Annotated in this window: 13 protein-coding genes; 5 read left to right on the forward strand and 8 right to left on the reverse strand. The window is 56.0% G+C overall.

The annotated features are described in order from the left end of the window. Positions 1-19 precede the first annotated feature (19 nt). Both VGH19_18600 and VGH19_18605 read left to right on the forward strand, forming a co-directional pair. Positions 20-844, forward strand: coding sequence for a formylglycine-generating enzyme family protein (locus tag VGH19_18600; protein ID HEY1173386.1), 825 nt, complete (start codon positions 20-22; stop codon positions 842-844). Continuing rightward, entirely contained in the window at positions 841-1,461 is a 621-nt protein-coding gene (locus tag VGH19_18605) for an SCO family protein (protein HEY1173387.1), read from the forward strand. Before VGH19_18600 ends, VGH19_18605 begins: the two co-directional genes overlap by 4 nt. Before the next feature lie 141 nt (positions 1,462-1,602). Here VGH19_18605 and VGH19_18610 read toward each other — a convergent pair whose 3' ends face one another. The 4 genes from VGH19_18610 to VGH19_18625 all read right to left on the reverse strand — a co-directional run bounded on the left by VGH19_18610 (position 1,603) and on the right by VGH19_18625 (position 8,555). Then, positions 1,603-2,730, reverse strand: a complete 1,128-nt coding sequence (locus VGH19_18610; protein ID HEY1173388.1) for a glycoside hydrolase family 99-like domain-containing protein — start codon at positions 2,728-2,730, stop codon at positions 1,603-1,605. Positions 2,731-3,020: 290 nt separating this feature from the next. Next, on the reverse strand, positions 3,021-3,941 hold the full coding sequence (locus tag VGH19_18615) for a sensor histidine kinase (protein ID HEY1173389.1): 921 nt from the start codon (positions 3,939-3,941) through the stop codon (positions 3,021-3,023). Between the two features lie 181 nt (positions 3,942-4,122). After that, a complete protein-coding gene (locus VGH19_18620) occupies positions 4,123-6,726 on the reverse strand; it encodes a PAS domain-containing protein (GenBank protein ID HEY1173390.1) in 2,604 nt (867 codons plus the stop codon). After that, complete coding sequence (locus VGH19_18625; GenBank protein HEY1173391.1) at positions 6,723-8,555, reverse strand: PAS domain-containing protein; 1,833 nt, start codon at positions 8,553-8,555, stop codon at positions 6,723-6,725. Before VGH19_18625 ends, VGH19_18620 begins: the two co-directional genes overlap by 4 nt. Before the next feature lie 240 nt (positions 8,556-8,795). On the opposite strand from VGH19_18625, the gene VGH19_18630 reads away from it, so the two are divergent. Beyond that, entirely contained in the window at positions 8,796-9,080 is a 285-nt protein-coding gene (locus tag VGH19_18630) for a hypothetical protein (protein HEY1173392.1), read from the forward strand. A 220-nt stretch (positions 9,081-9,300) separates the two neighbouring features. On the opposite strand, the gene VGH19_18635 is transcribed toward VGH19_18630, so the two are convergent. Genes VGH19_18635 through VGH19_18645 form a run of 3 tightly spaced genes read right to left on the reverse strand, consistent with a single transcriptional unit; the run spans position 9,301 to position 12,738 of the window. Next, positions 9,301-9,813, reverse strand: a complete 513-nt coding sequence (locus VGH19_18635) for a hypothetical protein (protein ID HEY1173393.1) — start codon at positions 9,811-9,813, stop codon at positions 9,301-9,303. Positions 9,814-9,820: 7 nt separating this feature from the next. Further along, positions 9,821-11,641: a hypothetical protein gene (locus VGH19_18640; GenBank protein HEY1173394.1), complete on the reverse strand. Its 1,821-nt coding sequence runs from the start codon at positions 11,639-11,641 to the stop codon at positions 9,821-9,823. 20 nt (positions 11,642-11,661) lie between these two features. Beyond that, a complete protein-coding gene (locus VGH19_18645; GenBank protein HEY1173395.1) occupies positions 11,662-12,738 on the reverse strand; it encodes a hypothetical protein in 1,077 nt (358 codons plus the stop codon). 443 nt (positions 12,739-13,181) lie between these two features. Here VGH19_18645 and VGH19_18650 point away from each other — a divergent pair, with 443 nt between their 5' ends. Together VGH19_18650 and VGH19_18655 are read left to right on the forward strand one after the other, a co-directional pair. Further along, the gene (locus VGH19_18650) at positions 13,182-14,144 is read left to right on the forward strand and encodes a hypothetical protein (protein HEY1173396.1); all 963 of its coding nucleotides are present in this window, start codon (positions 13,182-13,184) and stop codon (positions 14,142-14,144) included. Between the two features lie 108 nt (positions 14,145-14,252). Further along, positions 14,253-15,266: a hypothetical protein gene (locus tag VGH19_18655; protein ID HEY1173397.1), complete on the forward strand. Its 1,014-nt coding sequence runs from the start codon at positions 14,253-14,255 to the stop codon at positions 15,264-15,266. A 617-nt stretch (positions 15,267-15,883) separates the two neighbouring features. On the opposite strand, the gene VGH19_18660 is transcribed toward VGH19_18655, so the two are convergent. Further along, positions 15,884-16,448, reverse strand: a 565-nt coding sequence (locus tag VGH19_18660) for a hypothetical protein (protein ID HEY1173398.1), incomplete at its 5' end; no start/stop codon positions are given.

Here is a 16,448-nt window from a genome sequence, read left to right on the forward strand (position 1 = left end):
GCCAGAGCAGCCTAATATCATGGTGTCGCGTCATCACCCTCCCATGCATGCCTGGACAGCCGGACTACTGTTCCTGCTGGTGTTGCTGCGCCCCGCCTATGGTGAGGAGGGCGCAGCCAAGGAAAGTCCACCTAAAGCCAGCATGGTCGAAGTGCCGGCCGGCACGCACCGGCCGCTGTTTGTGCCACCGGGCGAGACAAACTCCGTCCAAGTTCCTGTCTTCCGGCTGGACCGCCACCCGGTGACGAATGGTGACTACCTTGAGTTTGTCTCTCAAAACCCCAAATGGCGACGTTCCCAGGTGAAGCGCATTTTTGCGGACGAAAACTACCTGCGCCACTGGGCGGGAGATCTGGAACCGGGCGAAGCTGCGATGTCCAACCAGCCGGTCACATGGGTATCATGGTTTGCCGCCAAGGCTTACGCGCAGTGGCAAGGCAAGCGCCTGCCCACGGTGACTGAATGGGAGTATGCCGCCACTCACGGATTTTCCACTTTGGATGGAAGCAAGGACCCGGAATTTCAGGCCGCCATCCGGCGCTGGTATTCCACTCCTTCGCCCACTTCGCTTCCGTTGGTTGCCCAAGGCCGTGCCAATATTCTGGGGATTCATGATTTTCACGGGTTGGTCTGGGAATGGACCGCGGATTTCAACAGTTCGCTGGTTACTGGGGATGCTCGCGGTAATTCCGGCATCGAACGCCAGTTGTTTTGCGGAGCCGGCTCGGCCGGCAACCGCAACCCTTCGGATTACCCGGCTTTCCTGCGCTACGGCTTCCGCAGCAGTTTGAAAGCATCCTATTGCATCCACAATCTCGGTTTCCGCTGTGCCGCCGACCTATGAAAGCAATCCTTACCGCCAGCCTTTGCTTGTGCCTGTGTCTGGCTTTCGCTGGCTGCCGCACCCGTCCGGTCGCTGCGAGTCCTCCTTGCTGCCGGGAGTTGAAGGCCGGGCAATCATATACCGACAGCTCGCTTTACCAGTTGGATTCCTTGTGGTCGTCTGACGCGGGAAAGCAGATCTCGCTCCGAGTTCTCCGAGGGCGTCCACAAGTGGTCGCGATGTTCTTCACCCGTTGCGAGTATGCTTGTCCGCTCATCGTAAACGACTTGAAAAAGATCGAGGCGGCATTGCCGGAAAAAGTCCGTCAGCAGACCGATTTTCTGTTGGTCTCCTTTGATTCGACTAACGACCATGCCGAAGCCTTGCGGGCTTACCGGCTGCGCCAGAAGCTTCCCATGCAACGCTGGACGCTGGTCAGTGGGAAGGCAGATGATGTCCGGGAGTTGGCCGCCTTGCTGGGGGTGAATTACCGTCTGGATGCCCGTGGGCAGTTCGCCCATTCCAACCTGATCACCCTGCTGAATGTCGAAGGGGAGATCACCGCCCAGCAGCAGGGGCTCAATCAGTCTCCGGAGGAAATGGCCCGTAAAATTGTACTTCTGGCAGGTCAGCGATGAGCGCCTAAGCATAGGTATTGAGCTGGCTGCGCGGAATAATTATCGAATGGCGGCCAAAATAGTTCTGACCGATCGAAATTCTCGAATGTGCTGACGCTAGCCCGTCCCGTGGTGAGCAACCTGATGGAAAGCAGGCGCGATTCAGGGGAGTTTCTTTGGTGAGGCTGGTCGCAAAACCTGGCCCAGCGCGTTGATACGATCCTCGTTAGCACGACCGTCCGGACCGAGGGTGGGCTGGAGCCAGCCGCCTTCGTCGTGCTCATTCCAGCCGTATATGATGATGGCGTTGGCAGGATTTAGGTCCCGGTTGGCTTTTGTCCAGTCAAGCGCTTCACGGATGTGGGCGGCGAGTTCTTCCGGTGTGGCAGTCACGGAATCAATGAGTGGCTTTTGCTGCGCAGCCGGGGTGTTGTCTGGTGTCGCGCTGACCCATGTGACCCAAGGCGGTGGGCGCTCGTTGCGCGGCCGAGTGTCCCAACCGGCACTGGCGAAGGTAATGTTCGGGAGGCGTAATGCGCGGCACTTTTCCCAGCGATCACGCCGGATCAAGGCGCACTGCTCGGCGTAACTAGGCTGTGTCATGCTGTAGGTCCCGCCTCGTGCGTACGCGGAGATGGCATCGAAGCCGAGCGTCACCATGTCTTTCGCATCCTCCTCTGGATTCCAGCCCATCAAGACAAGATAGGGCGGCTTCATGCCCGCGTTGATGGTTTGACGCTTCAATTCATCCCAGTCGCGCTTCGCAAGCAGCGTCGGCTTCACGAACACAAAGAGCAATGGCCGACCGCCCAGCACAGTCTGATAGTCGGGATGCCGAAAATGCTGCACCAGCCTGGGCCAACCTTGCGTGCCCACTTTGTCGAGTCGCGGACCTTCTTCCACGAGGCAATAACGGATGCCCTGCTTGTCTTTTGCCGAGAGGTATCGATTCAAAGCGATGTGCATCTCTGGTGCCTCTTCCCAGTAATGAACGAAGGCCCAATAATTCAGCCCGGCTCGGGAGGCGAACGCAATCTCCTGCTCCACGACAGCCTGAGAGTCGCCATTGATGCTCACCTTGTCTGCACTCAACACGCGCGCGAACCATGGCAGGCGAAAGTGATACTTTGGCTGCCCGAGCGATGCCTCCACGGCCTTGGCCACGCTCCCACTGCCATACCAGCCATCCCAGCGAATCGCCCCAACTGCCGGTGGGGAATCCTGCCCGGCGGGGAATCCCGCCAGCGGAGCGAGTATCAAAACCGCAAGTAGGATGAGAATAGGGTTCATCAGCAAATGGTGTCCGCCGAAGAGCTTATGGAAAACTTCTTTTTCACAGAAACATTTTTTAAAAAATGAGAGCATTTGCCCGGGATAGGTAGCGCACTCGGAAAAACCGCCGAACTGTATCTGCAAGCATATCGTAGGAATTCCCATTTATTCAATTGACCAATGCTCAACGCGAACAGCACGGGACAAGGATTCAGAGTGCTTTGTTAAAGACATTGATGTGCAATCCAAAAAAGTTAACCGAGCAAGAACTCGCACTGTCGAAGTGAGGCTTATGAGTGCGCTCCAAGCTATTCCAGTCGTGGCACTTCGATGATCACCCTTGTGCCCACGTTGACCTGTGACCGCAGCCACATGCGTCCACCAAACTGTTTAGTGGCCGCATAGGCTTTGGTGAGTCCAAAGCCTGCCCCCTTGGTGGGTATATCGCGAACATTACTGGCCCGATAGCCGAACCCGACTACCTTGGACAGTTCATCCGGCGGTATCCCCCGACCGGTGTCTTCCACGGCCAGCCGGATACCATGGTTGTTGTCCACCAACCCCGCGATGATAACGCCACCCGGTGGGGTATATTTCCTGGCATTGGCCACAAGATCACGGAACACATCTTGAAACACCGGCGGCATCAGAATTTGCCCATCCGAACCCGGTTGAAAATCTAGGCTGACGACATAATCACGTTCCTCTTGAGCCGCCAGGTTGCGCACGATCCGGTAGCGGCCTTTGCTGTTCTTTTCCACCGCCGCAAAAAAGTTGGTGAAGCTTTCCTGCAACAAAGACAATGCGTGCGATACCCACTTGTTGCCCAACTCCCTGCGATCGTGCCATTCCCGAATACGCGGACGCAGGATAGTTATCACGGAACGGATGTTGTCCGCGGATTCTTGCACTGCTTCATCCCGGTCAAACTCAGGATGACGCTCGATCATGGCCTTGAACTCGAATTCAAATTTCCACCCCAAGGCTTCGAGATCCAAGGCCACTTGTTCACTGGTCCCAGCATCGGCCAGTTGTGCCGCTAGCACTTCCGCCATCCGGCTGCTCTCCGCCATGTCGTCTGGATGCCCGGAGTTCAGCCGCAGGAGGTAAAGCTCCCCCAGTAACACATTCAAAATGTTCAGGAAGGAATGCATGTCCAGCATGCGGCGGTCCTTGTCCGTAAGAGCAAGGTTTTCCGTGATCTCTATTTCTTTGGACAGCGATTCCATAAGCGGCAAATGGTGAACTAAAAGTGGAGTGCCCGTCGCGTAGACGCCAAGGAGGTGGGCCTGAGGAAGGCCGCTGAAAAAACGTGCTACACGACAGGCAAGTTGTTTATAGCAGATTCTTTGGCTCTGTCACGCATGGGTTGGCTCAAGGTTGCGCCGCCCAGCCAAACAGTCTTGATTCTCATGGTATAACGCGGACGGCTGACTCACCCAGTCTTTCATCCAGACATTCCCGAACCTTGTTGAATAACTGGGGCAGCTGATAAGGTTTCTGCAAGAAATGCTGGCCGGCAGCCAAGTTGAGATCTTTGCCGAATAGATCAACACTATAGCCGCTGACGAACAGGGTTTTCAGATCAGGTCGTTCCAGCAATAGCATTTTGGCAAGTTCCAAACCTGTTATTTGTTCGGGCATGACCACGTCGGTCAGCAGTAACTGGATGTCCTGATGGTGTTCTCGCCAGATGGCCAGGGCGGCCACGCCGTTCGCGGCTTCCAAAACCCGGTATCCCTGCCGTTGCAGTGCCAGCTTGGTAAGGCGCCGCACCACGTCCTCATCCTCGACCAGCAAGATGGTTTCCGAACCGCCCCGGATGACAGTTGGAATGTTGGGCGTAGTGTTTTCATGGCTGGCCGTTTTGGAGGCCGGCAGATAGACCTCGAACATGGTGCCTTTCCCCAGTTCGCTTTTCACGGTGATCCAGCCATGGTGTTGCTTTACTATTCCATAGACCGTGGCCAGCCCCAGGCCAGTGCCCTTGCCGACTTCCTTCGTCGTGAAAAATGGATCAAAGATGCGGGAGAGGATTTGCGCTGGGATGCCGCATCCGGAATCTTCGACGCTCAGGCAAACTGTCAGCCCGGGCATTGCTTCCGGGTTGATTTTCGATTCATCCACAGCCACCGACATGCATGATGTCCGAATGCGCAGACTTCCGCCTTTGGGCATCGCATCCCGTGCATTCACCGCCAGATTCAGCACCACTTGCTCCATCATGCCAGTGTCGGCGTACACCCTCGGCAGGCCAGCAGTCGACTCGACCTGGAGTTTGATATCTTCGCCGAGTATTCGATGCAGCATCCGGGTCATTTGACTCACAACCTCCCTTAGGTCGAGGTCCACTGGTTGCATCAACTGTCGGCGGCTGAAGGTCAGCAGTTGCCGGGTCAAGTTGGCCGCCCGTTTGGATGCCTCCGCAATCTGGCTGACCGACTCCTGGATTTCTTCAGGCAGCTGCTCTCGCATTTCCAGCATCGAAGCATGCCCTTGGATTACTGTCAGGATGTTGTTGAAATCATGGGCGACGCCACCGGCCAGATGGCCGATGGCTTCCATTTTCTGGGATTGCCGCAGTTGCTCCTCCAACTGTTTGCGTTCGGTGATGTCCTGCACCACTCCGATCATCCGCAACGGCGTCCCATCCGCCGCCCACTCCACATTCGCCTGTTCATGGACCCAGCGGATGCTCCGGTCAGGCCGGACAATGCGGTGCTCGATATTGAATTCGGCCTTGCCGTCCAGTGCGGATTTCGAAGCGGCCTCGACAGCCTTTCGGTCATCCGGGTGAACCATCGAAAAGAATGTTTCCACCAATATTCTGGTGGCCGGGTCCAAGCCGAATATCCGGTAGGTTTGCAGGGACCATCGGAGTTCTCCCAACGCGTCCGGGGCCGAGATCCAACTGCCGATATTGCCCACTTCCTGGGCTTTCTCAAGAAAATGCCGGTTCTCGCTCAGGGCTTGCTCGGCGAGTTTGTAGTCGGTGATGTCCTGCGCGACGCCGATGACTTGGATCAGTTGCCCCGAGGATTCCTTAACTGGGAAGGCCCGGTCTCTAATCCATCGCAGACTGCCATCCGGCCTTTTTATCCGGAACTCTACATCATAGGCGCCAATGACTTGCTTGGTCTGGGCGGCCAACCTTACCCGCTCCCGGTCCTCCTCATGCACTGAATCCAACCAAGTATGGGGTTCCAAGTATAAGGAAGCGCAGGTGCGGCCCCAAATGGGTTCATAGGCCGGACTGACGTAGATTATCCGGTCTTTATTGGGGGACGTGATCCAAAACACTTCTTGCACCGTTTCTACCATCAGGCGGAAGCGCTCTTCACTTTGCTGCAAGGCACTTTCAGCCCGCTTCTGATCCTCCAGCAGACTAAGCAAGGCCAGTCGGGCGCGGTCGGCCTGCGCGAGCTTGTCGCTGGATTCCCGAGCAACCAGAGCCAGCTCTGCACTGCGCTTTTGGACTCGGTTCTCGATCTTGGCTGCCTGGCCTTCCGCGAGGGTGGCCAAGTTTTTGCGCAGTTCCATTTGCGCCATCACCTGCCGCCCCAGAACTTTTAAGGCGCGCAGTTGATGCGGCTGCAAGTCCCTCACCACCAGGTCAATGACGCAAAGTGTGCCCAAGGCCAACCCATCCCGGCCAACCAAAGGCATGCCGGCGTAAAAGCGGATGTTCGGGTCACCTTGGACGAGCGGGTTCCCGGCAAAGCGCGCATCTTCCCGCGCATCCGGGACAACCATGATCTCTTTGCTCTGGATGGCATGGGCACAAAACGACACCTCTCGCCCGGTTTCCTGGATCTCCAGACCAACCCTGGACTTGAACCATTGGCGGTCTGCGTCAACGAGTGAAACGAGTGCCACCGGGGCATCGCAAATCTCTGCGGCGAGCTGTGTAAGCTCATCAAAGCAGGACTCAGGGGGCGTGTCCAACAACCCATATTCCCTCAGGGCCTCAAGACGTTCCGCTTCCTGTTCCGCTGAAAGCATCAAGTTGCTCATGTGGATGATCTTTTCGCTGGAAGCGCACATTCATAGCGCTTCTCTTCACGCAGTCGGAGCAGCAGTTCATTCACTTCGCTTTTAAGTTCCATGATGCGCTCTTCCCGTCCCAGAGTGGCTTCATGCCAGCGCTTTAGCTCGTCCAACTGCTTTTTGATCCGTTCCTCTGCCTCCTTCTGAGCCGTGATGTCCTGCATAAACCCAATCACTCTGTAGGCTTTTCCTTGGTCGTTTAGCAAGAAGTGCCCCATATCCTTCACCTTGATGTAGCTCCCATCCTTGCATCTGACCCGGTATTCCAGCTGGAAAGCAGAGGGTGTTTCGGTGACGCGCTGGAGTTCCGCTTCGAAGCAGGCACGGTCGGCCGGGTGGATTAAGCTGATCCAAGATTGTAGATCGCCCCCAAGTTCATCCACGGTATAACCCAGGATTCTCGGGGTGTCTCCCGCATAGTTCAAGGTGGCTGCATCTATGTCCCAGTCGTAAAGAATCTGGCCGCTGACATGAACTGCGGCTTCGTAGCGGTTACGCCACTCGAGCACTTCCGCTTCGGCCCGTTTATGTTCCACTTCATCCCGGCTGACCTTGATCGCGAAACCAATGTCCGCCGCCAATTCACCCAACAATTCGAGCTCGTGCTCATCGAAGAAATCTGGTTCTTCAGCATACAAGTTGAAGGTGCCGATCACTCGTCCAGACACTTTGATCGGTAAAGCAGCCATCGACCGAATGTTTAGACGCCTGGCTTCGCTCTGCCAGGAGGCAAGCTGCGGATCATTCAAGAAGTCATTGCTGACGGACACTTTTTCATCAAGGGCGGCCTGGATGGTGATCTTACAGGCGTCCTCTGTTTGCAACAGGTTGCGCAACCACTCCAACCCGCCATCCTCGATGCCCGCCACCGACACTGGCACCATTTTACGGGTTTCTTCCGCCCACAATCCTATCCAGGCCATTTTGAAACCGCCTTTTTCAACCGCAATGCGGCACGACAGCGTAAACAGTTTATGGGGATCGCGTTCCCTGACAATCACCTGGTTGATGTCGCTCAACACGGCATACACGCGGTTGAGGTGCTGAATCTGAACCTCATGGTGATGCAAGGTGGTGATGTCGGTCACTGTACCCACGTAACCTTTCACACTCCCATCCTCCCTCCTTTCAGCCACTCCTTGGCCCAGCACCCAGGTCACCTTTCCATCCGGCCTTTGGAATCGGTATTGCGCGTGGAACTCGGACCCGTCACTCAAGCACGATTTCCACGCCTCAGTCACACCAGCGATGTCGTCCAGATGCAGCGCCTTGGTCCATCCGCTCCCCAGTGCCGCCTCGAGGGACATGCCTGCAATCTCGCACCAACGCTGGTTTACGAAACTGCATTCGCCTTTCAAATTGGCCCGCCAAATGCCGACCGGGGATATGCGTGCCAGCGTCTGGAACAGCAGTTCACTATCTCGGCGCGCAAGCTCGGCTTCGTGCTCGCTGGTAACATCTTGGGCCAAAATCAATTCGGCGGCCCGTCCCTGAAAGGTCAGCCCATGTGAGGTTATCTCGACCAAAATGCTGCTCCCGTCCTTGCGGATGTGATGCCAAACGCCCGCTTTGTCGATGCCTTTTATCCTGCCCACCGTCGGCATAAGCGCGGCAACCTCGTCGCTTGGGCGAATATCCTTGATGGTCAGTTCCAGAAACTCCTCACGGGAGTATCCGTAATGCAGAATGGCCGCCTCATTCACCGCCAGAAACCGGAGCGTGGCCAGATCGTACACCCACATCGGAAGGGGATTGCTCTCGAATAAAATACGGAAATCCGCATCAGTCTGGTACATGGCACCAGACCTCCCGCTCGCCTCCCCGCTTGACGCAGATTGTTGCACAATGCCCTTTTGGTTTCAACGCTAGGTCAACGGCATAAGTCTGCCAAGGGCCAAACCGACTATTTGATGTGCTAAAATTGGCGCGCTATAATGGATTGGCATTAACATTTTTTGTCTTTCATAATCAATAGGAGGAGACTTGCTTGATGCGCTTGGCAAGCGTATCAACATCAGCGCGTCTTAGTCCTATCCATGAGATCCACAGAAAAACGCTTGCCACCGAAGGCTGCGGAGCTTTTCCAGAGAATCCATCTGGCCCATCGCAACCGTGGCAGCAACCCTTTAATCAGCGAAAGGCTTACCTGGTTCGAGTTCCTGCGGGCGGCGCATGCAAGCAGCAATCTTCGGCTGACCGGGGGAGAGCTGTATGTCCTGTTGACCGAAGAGTACGGTTGGCGCAATGACCTGGCGCAAAGTTTGGCCGCCGAATACGACTTTGCCATGGAGTTCATGGATTTTCTGGCTCCACATGGTTGATCGTTTGCCCGCCCGGCGCCAGCGAGTTCGGCAAGAGCCAATGCACGATAGTCCATATGAACTTTGAGTCGTCCCCAAGTAATTGGCCATCCGGTCGAGCTTCTAGCAAAGGGACCAAAGCGGAGCTCTTGACGAGATTGATTGAAAGTTACCCGCCTGTAACTCCAATCCCTGCCTAGTTTGAGGTTTAGCGGGACAGAACGGTCCACGTCGATGGCCATCATCTGTCCATTTTGAACAAGAATTCTTTCTTGGCTTCCACCATGAACTCCAACTGCTGATGGATCTCGTTGCGCAATTTGGCCGCCGCGATTGCTTCTGGTTCCTTGGGATACTCCAGTATGAGTGCATCGCAGATGTCCCGGGCTAACACCATCAGGATAAATTGCTGGGTCTGCCCATCTGCCACCCGGAATCCCCGTCGCTCCATATGATCCATGGCTGGCGCCACCATCTCTTGAGGTGGGGTTCCATTCGCGTAGGCGGTGGCCTGGCGCAGAAGTTCATGGGCTGAACGTTGTCGTTGCTCCTTGAAGCCCTGCTCAACAAACTGGAACACCTCTTCGCGCCGGTCCGGTACGGGCGGTTTGGTTTCCACCACAATGACCTGAGGCGGCGACTGTTCCTTCATCTTGGCCACAGCCCGTTGCAGTACCTCATCGGTGTTTTTGTTCGTCTGTTCTGTGCAGCCCACCACAGCCACCACCGGCAGCAGATAGTAGATAAGCTTCATGCGGTCCTCATTTGATGATCAACCACCCCTTGCCAAGAAAATGGTTGATGTCACCACGCAGACTCCCCTCGACATCCAAACTCATAACATACTCGATTCCGATGGCTACGCCGAACTCATCTCCTTCATGCATCCCGGTCTCCATGAGTCGGACCGTGCTGCCCTCTATGCTGCCGGAAAGCTTTTTGCTTACCTTCAAGGTTGGCCATTCCACAATGCCGGTTACGCTGCTGCCGTTAGCTGGTTCCAACTTGAACACCAAAGGAAAACGTTGCAGTTCGTTGTGGAGGAACCACGCTAATGTACCGCGCCAGATCCGGGCTTTGGACAGGTTCTTTTCCAGTTCAGCCGGAGCCTTGCTAGCCCATGCAACGATGGGCGGAAGTGCTGACAACTCCTTGGTTGAGGCCGGGTCCAGTTCGCCCGTCCAATCCGTCGCCCAGATTTGGGTGGCCGACTCAAAGCGCGCATTTCCGCCCAGGCGAAACTTATCTTCTGGTCTGCGTTGCCCGAGTGAAAATTCCAACTGGCCCTTGCCTTCAATGAGTAGCGGCTCGTTCTGTTCCAGCATGATGTAGGGAAGCCCGGGCCTTTTGCCCACCTGCTGGAAACTTAACGTCAGCTTGTCGGGACCGCTGCGCTGCCCGCTCAGGACTCGCTCGACTCCGAGGTCGGGCCATTCGATTAGGCCTCGAACGCTTCCACTGGCGTCACATTGCACCGCCAGCCGGACACTGAGGCGACGGCCTCCCAGGTGGGTTCCAATCAGGTATCCTTGGAGGCTGATGCCCTTGACTAGTTTCTGGTTGAGCGACTGCAAAGTATCAGCCCGCCAGATCTCCTGACGCTCCGTTTCCGAATCATCCCGGGCGGTTGCCATGTCGAAGGCAATGGAACTGGTGCGCCCGTTCATCGTGCAAACACCGATCAACTGCGTGCCCGACAGTTGGTTGAAATCAAACGAGTAGCTCACCCGCCCGGGCACCTCCTGGTTCTCTACGTTTTCCTCTACGCTAGTTTCGTCCATCGTCAGCAGATTGCCATCCAAGCGGCCAGACACGCGGCGGGTCAGCCCACGAGTATGCCAACTGATGGTTCCACTAAGCTGGCCGTCGGCCGCCAGTTTCCAGCTCGCGGCGGCACCACGCCCGCCGGAGATGGCCGTTCGCTTGGTGAACTGGCTGATAAACTCGGCCCTCGCCTTGGCGACCTGTTCCTGCCGGTGCTTTTCATGGGCAGCCACCGCCTCATCCGCGGCGGCAAGAGCTGCGTTCAGTTTCGTGCGCATCCCCGCGATCGCTTGCGCCTCCGGTTCACCCGGCTCCACCGCTTCCGCCAGCGCCGAACGGGTTTCGCCCGGAAAAGAGAAATCCCCAGACACCGGGCCAATTTGAAGTTTGAAACCTTTGTCCAAGCGGACAGCGGCATAAGTGCCCGTAACTTCTTTTGCTGTTCCTTTGGCTGTTCGCAACACGAGCACCTTTGGTTCCGGGATGCGAATGCTCTGGAATCGCTCACGATAAACGTCCGGCAAAGCGTTCACCTTGTCCCCGGCAGCCTGCAACTTGACCCATTCCTCCGTCGAGATGCGCTGCCGTAGAGATTCTGTCGTATAGAGGTTGTCCTTGCAGGTCACTTCGGCGGTGAAGTCGACCCGGATGAATCCCTCCGGATCATCGGTAGCGGTCACTTGCGTGACCTTGAGCTCGCTGCCTGGAGGCGTGCGTGTGCCAAGGTCGCGTTGGATGTCGTCCACTTTAGGTTGTGGTTTGGCGCAGCCCGTGGCCAGTGCCACGAGCAGTGGGATCATGAGAGTCAGTTTGTTCATAGGCATGGGATGATTCGGGTTTAGGAGTAGAGCAGTCGCTCGCGCCAGCTATCGATCTGGGCATCCAGCTGTTCGACCAGGCTGCCCAAAGTATGGGCGGATTCGGTGCCGGAGACCTCCAGTCCCAGTTCGCGAAGTTTGGCAGCGAGTCCATCGGCCTCGCGCTGCCAGCCCTCGGGCGTGCAGTCGATGGCCACATTCCAGTTCACTTCGGTAAGGATGTTGGCGGCAGCAGCCGGAGGCGGAGGTACATAGGCCAGCTCGGCTTCGACTTGCGCCAGCTTGCGGCCATAGGAGCGGTTGAGAAAGTAGAGCGCGGCCCCAAAACCACCGATAAGAAGGATGCTGCTCCCTCGCAACACTGCTTCGGCGATGGTCCCGACGATCACGGCAACAATAACGGTAAGGCAGCCGGATTGCATCATGCCGGTGGCCAAGCCGTTCACCATTCCGCAAATTTTGGACAGCCGCTCACGTTGGCGGCGATACTCGGCATTAAGCTGCGGGTTTCCAGAGGGCAGGCTGGATTTGAGCATCCACCATGGCCGCAGATGTTCGAGGGTCCGTGCCCAGCACCACAGCTTGAACAGGAGTGCCCGGCTGTTCTGGGCGATGACGACGAACTCGATAGCCTCCGCCTCCTCGGCGGACAGCAAGGCCCGGGCTTCCTGCCGGACCTGAAAGCAAAGCTTGAGGGTGGCATCCCAGTATTCCTTTTCGTTGATCTGCTCGAACGTGCGGGATGAAAGTCCTTCCCGCTGCATGTAGGCTTCAAAGCCAACCGCAAGATAGTAGGCGCGATGAGGGGCTGAACCCACGGCCCGTTGCCCGGCTTCCAAACCCTTGCGGATGACGAAAATGTTTTCCCGCCAGAAAGCCTGGAGATTCTGCTGATCGCGCGCCAGCGCCATGGCGTCGGCGATGGCCCGGACTTCTTGCGCCACTTGGGACAGCCCCTGATGCACGCCCGCCAGCCCTGTTTCCACCCGGCTCATCCCGGTGCGAACGGCCTCCAGCTGGCCCGTGATCACCCCTTGCTGATAGTGGTTCATGGCCAGTGAACTGGCCACCATTCCCCGGAAGAGTTCGTCGCTCATATGCCTCCTTGGCGAGCTGAACAACGACAGTGCCCCACAAAAAGTAGGAGCGTGACCCATCACACCCTCGACAGAGGCACCGCCAAGTGCCCGAGAAAGGAATGCAACAAGCCACGCCCGATTGCGGGCGTGACTGAGGCAAGGTCCCTTATCGTGAAAAGTTTGGCGGTTTTCTGTCGAGACCTGTAGCCGCAGCTACGCGAAAATTATGGTTTGGTTAAGTAAGTAATTTCTTCAGTTTTTGTTCCTCACTTGGAGGACTTCATTGCGGTTCTGATGCTGCTGAATCCCGGCGATTCAGCAAGTCTTTTGTCCGCCAAATTGGACAGACCCGACGGTTGGACGTCACGAGGAGGAGGGAAAATTCAACTGCTGAGTGAGGGAAGGAAAAGCCATGGCCACTGCGCGGCCTTGCCCCGGCGGTTAATGGGGCCTGGAAGTGCATGACATATTCAAATGTATTTTTCCTAACCGAAGCCGAACTAGATGATTTGGATCTCAGCCGATTTCATGAACAGTGCAACCCAACGAGGTATCGGAATTGCCACAATTTCATCGCCGAACTCGGCCGGGTCGAACTGCACGCTGCCGGTTTGATTGCACTGCCTCCAGATGAGCTGATACCAAACCCAATATTTCGCGTTTACGTTAAGCAACTAGTAAGTGAGTGGCCAACATACTGGCTCTTTCTTCGCCTCGATCCTCCGTACGCACTCTACCACCTGGCCGCCCAGTGCCAACACGTCCTGATCACTAACAATGATGCGGATGGCTCGTACTGCTTCTCAATCCCAGCAGAGGAAATCGTCGCATTGCTTTTATCACAATATGAGGGGGCAGTCGCGGAGGCGGCAATCTGTGGTGCGCCTTGGGCGGTAGTGATCGGGAGGCTTTGGGATGTGTTGAAATCTCTGAACATCCAACTGTTCAGTTTGGTTGAGCCGGAACTGGCTACAGAGCATGAGTTGCCTTATGTTCATGTAGTGACGGAGGAGGAAGTTTGCAACGGGAACATTTCCAAACTCAGATCCCTGTTCGCAGCCGCTACCAGCGACACCAAGACAGCCAGTGTCATGCGTGGCAGCATTCGGCTTCAGTACGCTGACAATTCAGCACTACGCGACGCACCTGGACTAAAAGCGTGGGCGGGTAAAATCCTGACAGAACTTCCTGAGAGCCTCTTCCTGCTAACACTTGATGAGCACGGCTTGATCCCGCTGATCAAGTGCTTCGTCCCAAAGAATGAGACTGTGGATCGGTTGGAGGTCACGGAGCTCTTCCATTGCCTAATGACTAGCTATCCGAAGCTTTTGGAACTGGAGAGGTTCTTGGGCAACGGGGAGTGTGGTGCAATTGCACACCTGCGATTGGTCTTCAAAAGGTTGGGCTACGCTTTCTGTTTCTGAAGCAAAAGGGGAACTCCCAAGGGCGTCTGGATCGCTACGCGCTCCTGCCCGCCGGAGGCAAAAGTTGGAAGGGGCTCAAGAACAGAGCGAAACAACAAAAAGGAAAAAATGACCATCAAACCAACACCCAAAAGAGTATTCAACTTCACGAAGGAAGAATTCACAAACATGGAAATGCAACGATTTCGGGACGAAGTAGCCGAGCTCAGGGCGCTGCCAGTCAGCGAGAAAAACAAACTACTCGGACGGTACATAATCTACCCGCGAGTGCTTACAGGCACATTGAACTACACACAAATCTTGAGCGATGGACGGATGCGGGAATTCATCAAGGCGGTGAGCAGTATTTTTCCAGAGTGGTTTTTCTACTTTCATGCCACCAATCAATTCAGCCCCGTCCATCTCTATGCACAACTAAACAATTTGACCATCATCGAAGGGCCGCCAGCCATTCGCAGTCGGATCGTCAGTTCACGCGCCGCTGTCATGTTGATGCTCCTCGATGCATACGCGGCGGCGAGGGTGGTGGCCGATGAATGCAGAACTCGGGAGACGGCATTCATGACCCAGGTCCGACGGACTTTTGCCGTGGCGAATTTCGAGCTATGCGCAACCGATGATCGGCTGATTCCAGATCAAAGAAAATCGAGGAAAGTTATTCTCATCTCGGAGGCGGAACTTGAGGAACAAGGAGTGGTAAAAGTTAGGCAGATATTCGCGAAGGCTGATTTGAAGCGGGACCGCGGGGCTTTCGGTTTTGCGATGCTTCCCGACATCGAAGGGGAAACGCCAATTCTGTACTATGACAGTATCACGCGGTTTCTGCGGAGGGTTTGGCTCGAAATTCCCGAGGCCGCATTTTTCTTGAGGGCCAATGCAGCGGGCGCACTTAGTGCAATTGGAAGTGCTCTGGAACTTCGGGAGCTTCAAAATTCCCCTGATAACTTGCAGTGGCACCTTATCGTCAGTGCAGACGACGTCATTCAAGTCGTGCTTAAAAACTATCGCACTCTTCGCCGCCTCGATGGACAGGCTGGAGTAGCTCCCGAAGAAACCATTTCACATCTCGAAAGCATTTTCGCAGCCTTCGGCCTGCTGTTTTGTCCAACCAAAAACCAATAATCTTATGACCACCAAGCAATCCTGCCATCGCCACCGCTTGCCGCGCCCACGAGCCTCGCTTGTTTACAAACGACTCAGCAGATGTGCAAGCATGACAAAACCAGAATTTTATCAACGTGTCGCGTCCACGACGATGAATAACCAACCTCGACGCTGAGAAAACAAGAAACACATATGCCAGTATCGCATAACCAAAACCCTGAACTCCCAGATCATTCACCATACCGGTCCCCTGACGGCCTAGTGGAAGTTGTGATCAAAACGACCACGGCCAAAAGATGGCCGCAGCACACTTACCCGGTGGTCTGCCTTTTACTAAAGGCAGAGGCTGCCACCCGAGTCCAAGTCGCTAGTGATGGCAGATACGACGTGATGCTGACGAGTCGTGAGATACACGCACTCTTTCACGCTTTGCGTCAGTGTGATCCAAAAATGGAGCAAACACTTCGCGGGCCCGCCGTCGATAAGTGCGCGTTCCGAAAAAAGAGGTGGGATGCGATCAACCGCAACCGATACAGGAAGTCGTAAAATAGAAGTGACCAAGCATGCACCACGTGCTTGGCCACTCCTGTTTTACAAACGCCACCTACTACTTCGTAGCGGTGGCGTTGTCTTGGCTACACCGCCTGTTCCGAAGCAGTGGCTACCATCTGTGCGGAGCCTGCGAATTCCACCCGCAGCAGTTTCCTCTCCGTGACAGCTTCGTAGTCCTCCAAGGAGGGCACCGTCGCCTGAGCCCGTTTAGCGTAGGAGCGGTGCACAGCCTTGCTGTTGTGTCCAAGGGATTGCTGGGCCTGCCGTTCGGGCATGCCGCCTCGAGCGGCCCGCTCGGCCCAAGCGTAGCGGTAAGAATGCAGCGTGACCCCGGTGATGGCCAGACCGTCACACCTTTGCTTAAACTCCGTCGCGCGATCTCCACAGCGCACAGCGCGCAAGTAGGGGAATAGCGGCCCGGCGGCAGGCAGTTTGCGCAGGACGGCGGCGCATTTCGGACCAAACTTGATCAGGGGCGGCTTCACGCGGGTGTCGTCCAGTCCCGCAAGTTTTCGACGCGAGTAGCAAATAGTGGAATCCTCCCAATCTATGTCTTCAGCCACCAAGTTGGCGATATCCGTCTGGGAACCGCCCAAGTGCCAGCATAGCTCGTAGAACGCGCGCCGCTCGGGATTGCCTTCCCGTTCG

This window comes from Verrucomicrobiia bacterium (assembly GCA_036405135.1).
In the GTDB taxonomy this organism is placed as follows: domain Bacteria; phylum Verrucomicrobiota; class Verrucomicrobiia; order Limisphaerales; family JAEYXS01; genus JAEYXS01.

Bases quoted from the DNA above. Each gene is read 5' to 3' on its own strand.
- VGH19_18615 (HEY1173389.1), bottom strand. From the start codon at position 3,941: ATGGAATCGCTGTCCAAAGAAATAGAGATCACGGAAAACCTTGCTCTT.
- VGH19_18605 (HEY1173387.1), top strand. From the start codon at position 841: ATGAAAGCAATCCTTACCGCCAGCCTTTGCTTGTGCCTGTGTCTGGCT.
- VGH19_18630 (HEY1173392.1), top strand. From the start codon at position 8,796: ATGAGATCCACAGAAAAACGCTTGCCACCGAAGGCTGCGGAGCTTTTC.
- VGH19_18610 (HEY1173388.1), bottom strand. From the start codon at position 2,730: ATGAACCCTATTCTCATCCTACTTGCGGTTTTGATACTCGCTCCGCTG.
- VGH19_18655 (HEY1173397.1), top strand. From the start codon at position 14,253: ATGACCATCAAACCAACACCCAAAAGAGTATTCAACTTCACGAAGGAA.
- VGH19_18620 (HEY1173390.1), bottom strand. From the start codon at position 6,726: ATGAGCAACTTGATGCTTTCAGCGGAACAGGAAGCGGAACGTCTTGAG.
- VGH19_18625 (HEY1173391.1), bottom strand. From the start codon at position 8,555: ATGTACCAGACTGATGCGGATTTCCGTATTTTATTCGAGAGCAATCCC.
- VGH19_18650 (HEY1173396.1), top strand. From the start codon at position 13,182: ATGACATATTCAAATGTATTTTTCCTAACCGAAGCCGAACTAGATGAT.
- VGH19_18600 (HEY1173386.1), top strand. From the start codon at position 20: ATGGTGTCGCGTCATCACCCTCCCATGCATGCCTGGACAGCCGGACTA.
- VGH19_18645 (HEY1173395.1), bottom strand. From the start codon at position 12,738: ATGAGCGACGAACTCTTCCGGGGAATGGTGGCCAGTTCACTGGCCATG.
- VGH19_18640 (HEY1173394.1), bottom strand. From the start codon at position 11,641: ATGAACAAACTGACTCTCATGATCCCACTGCTCGTGGCACTGGCCACG.
- VGH19_18635 (HEY1173393.1), bottom strand. From the start codon at position 9,813: ATGAAGCTTATCTACTATCTGCTGCCGGTGGTGGCTGTGGTGGGCTGC.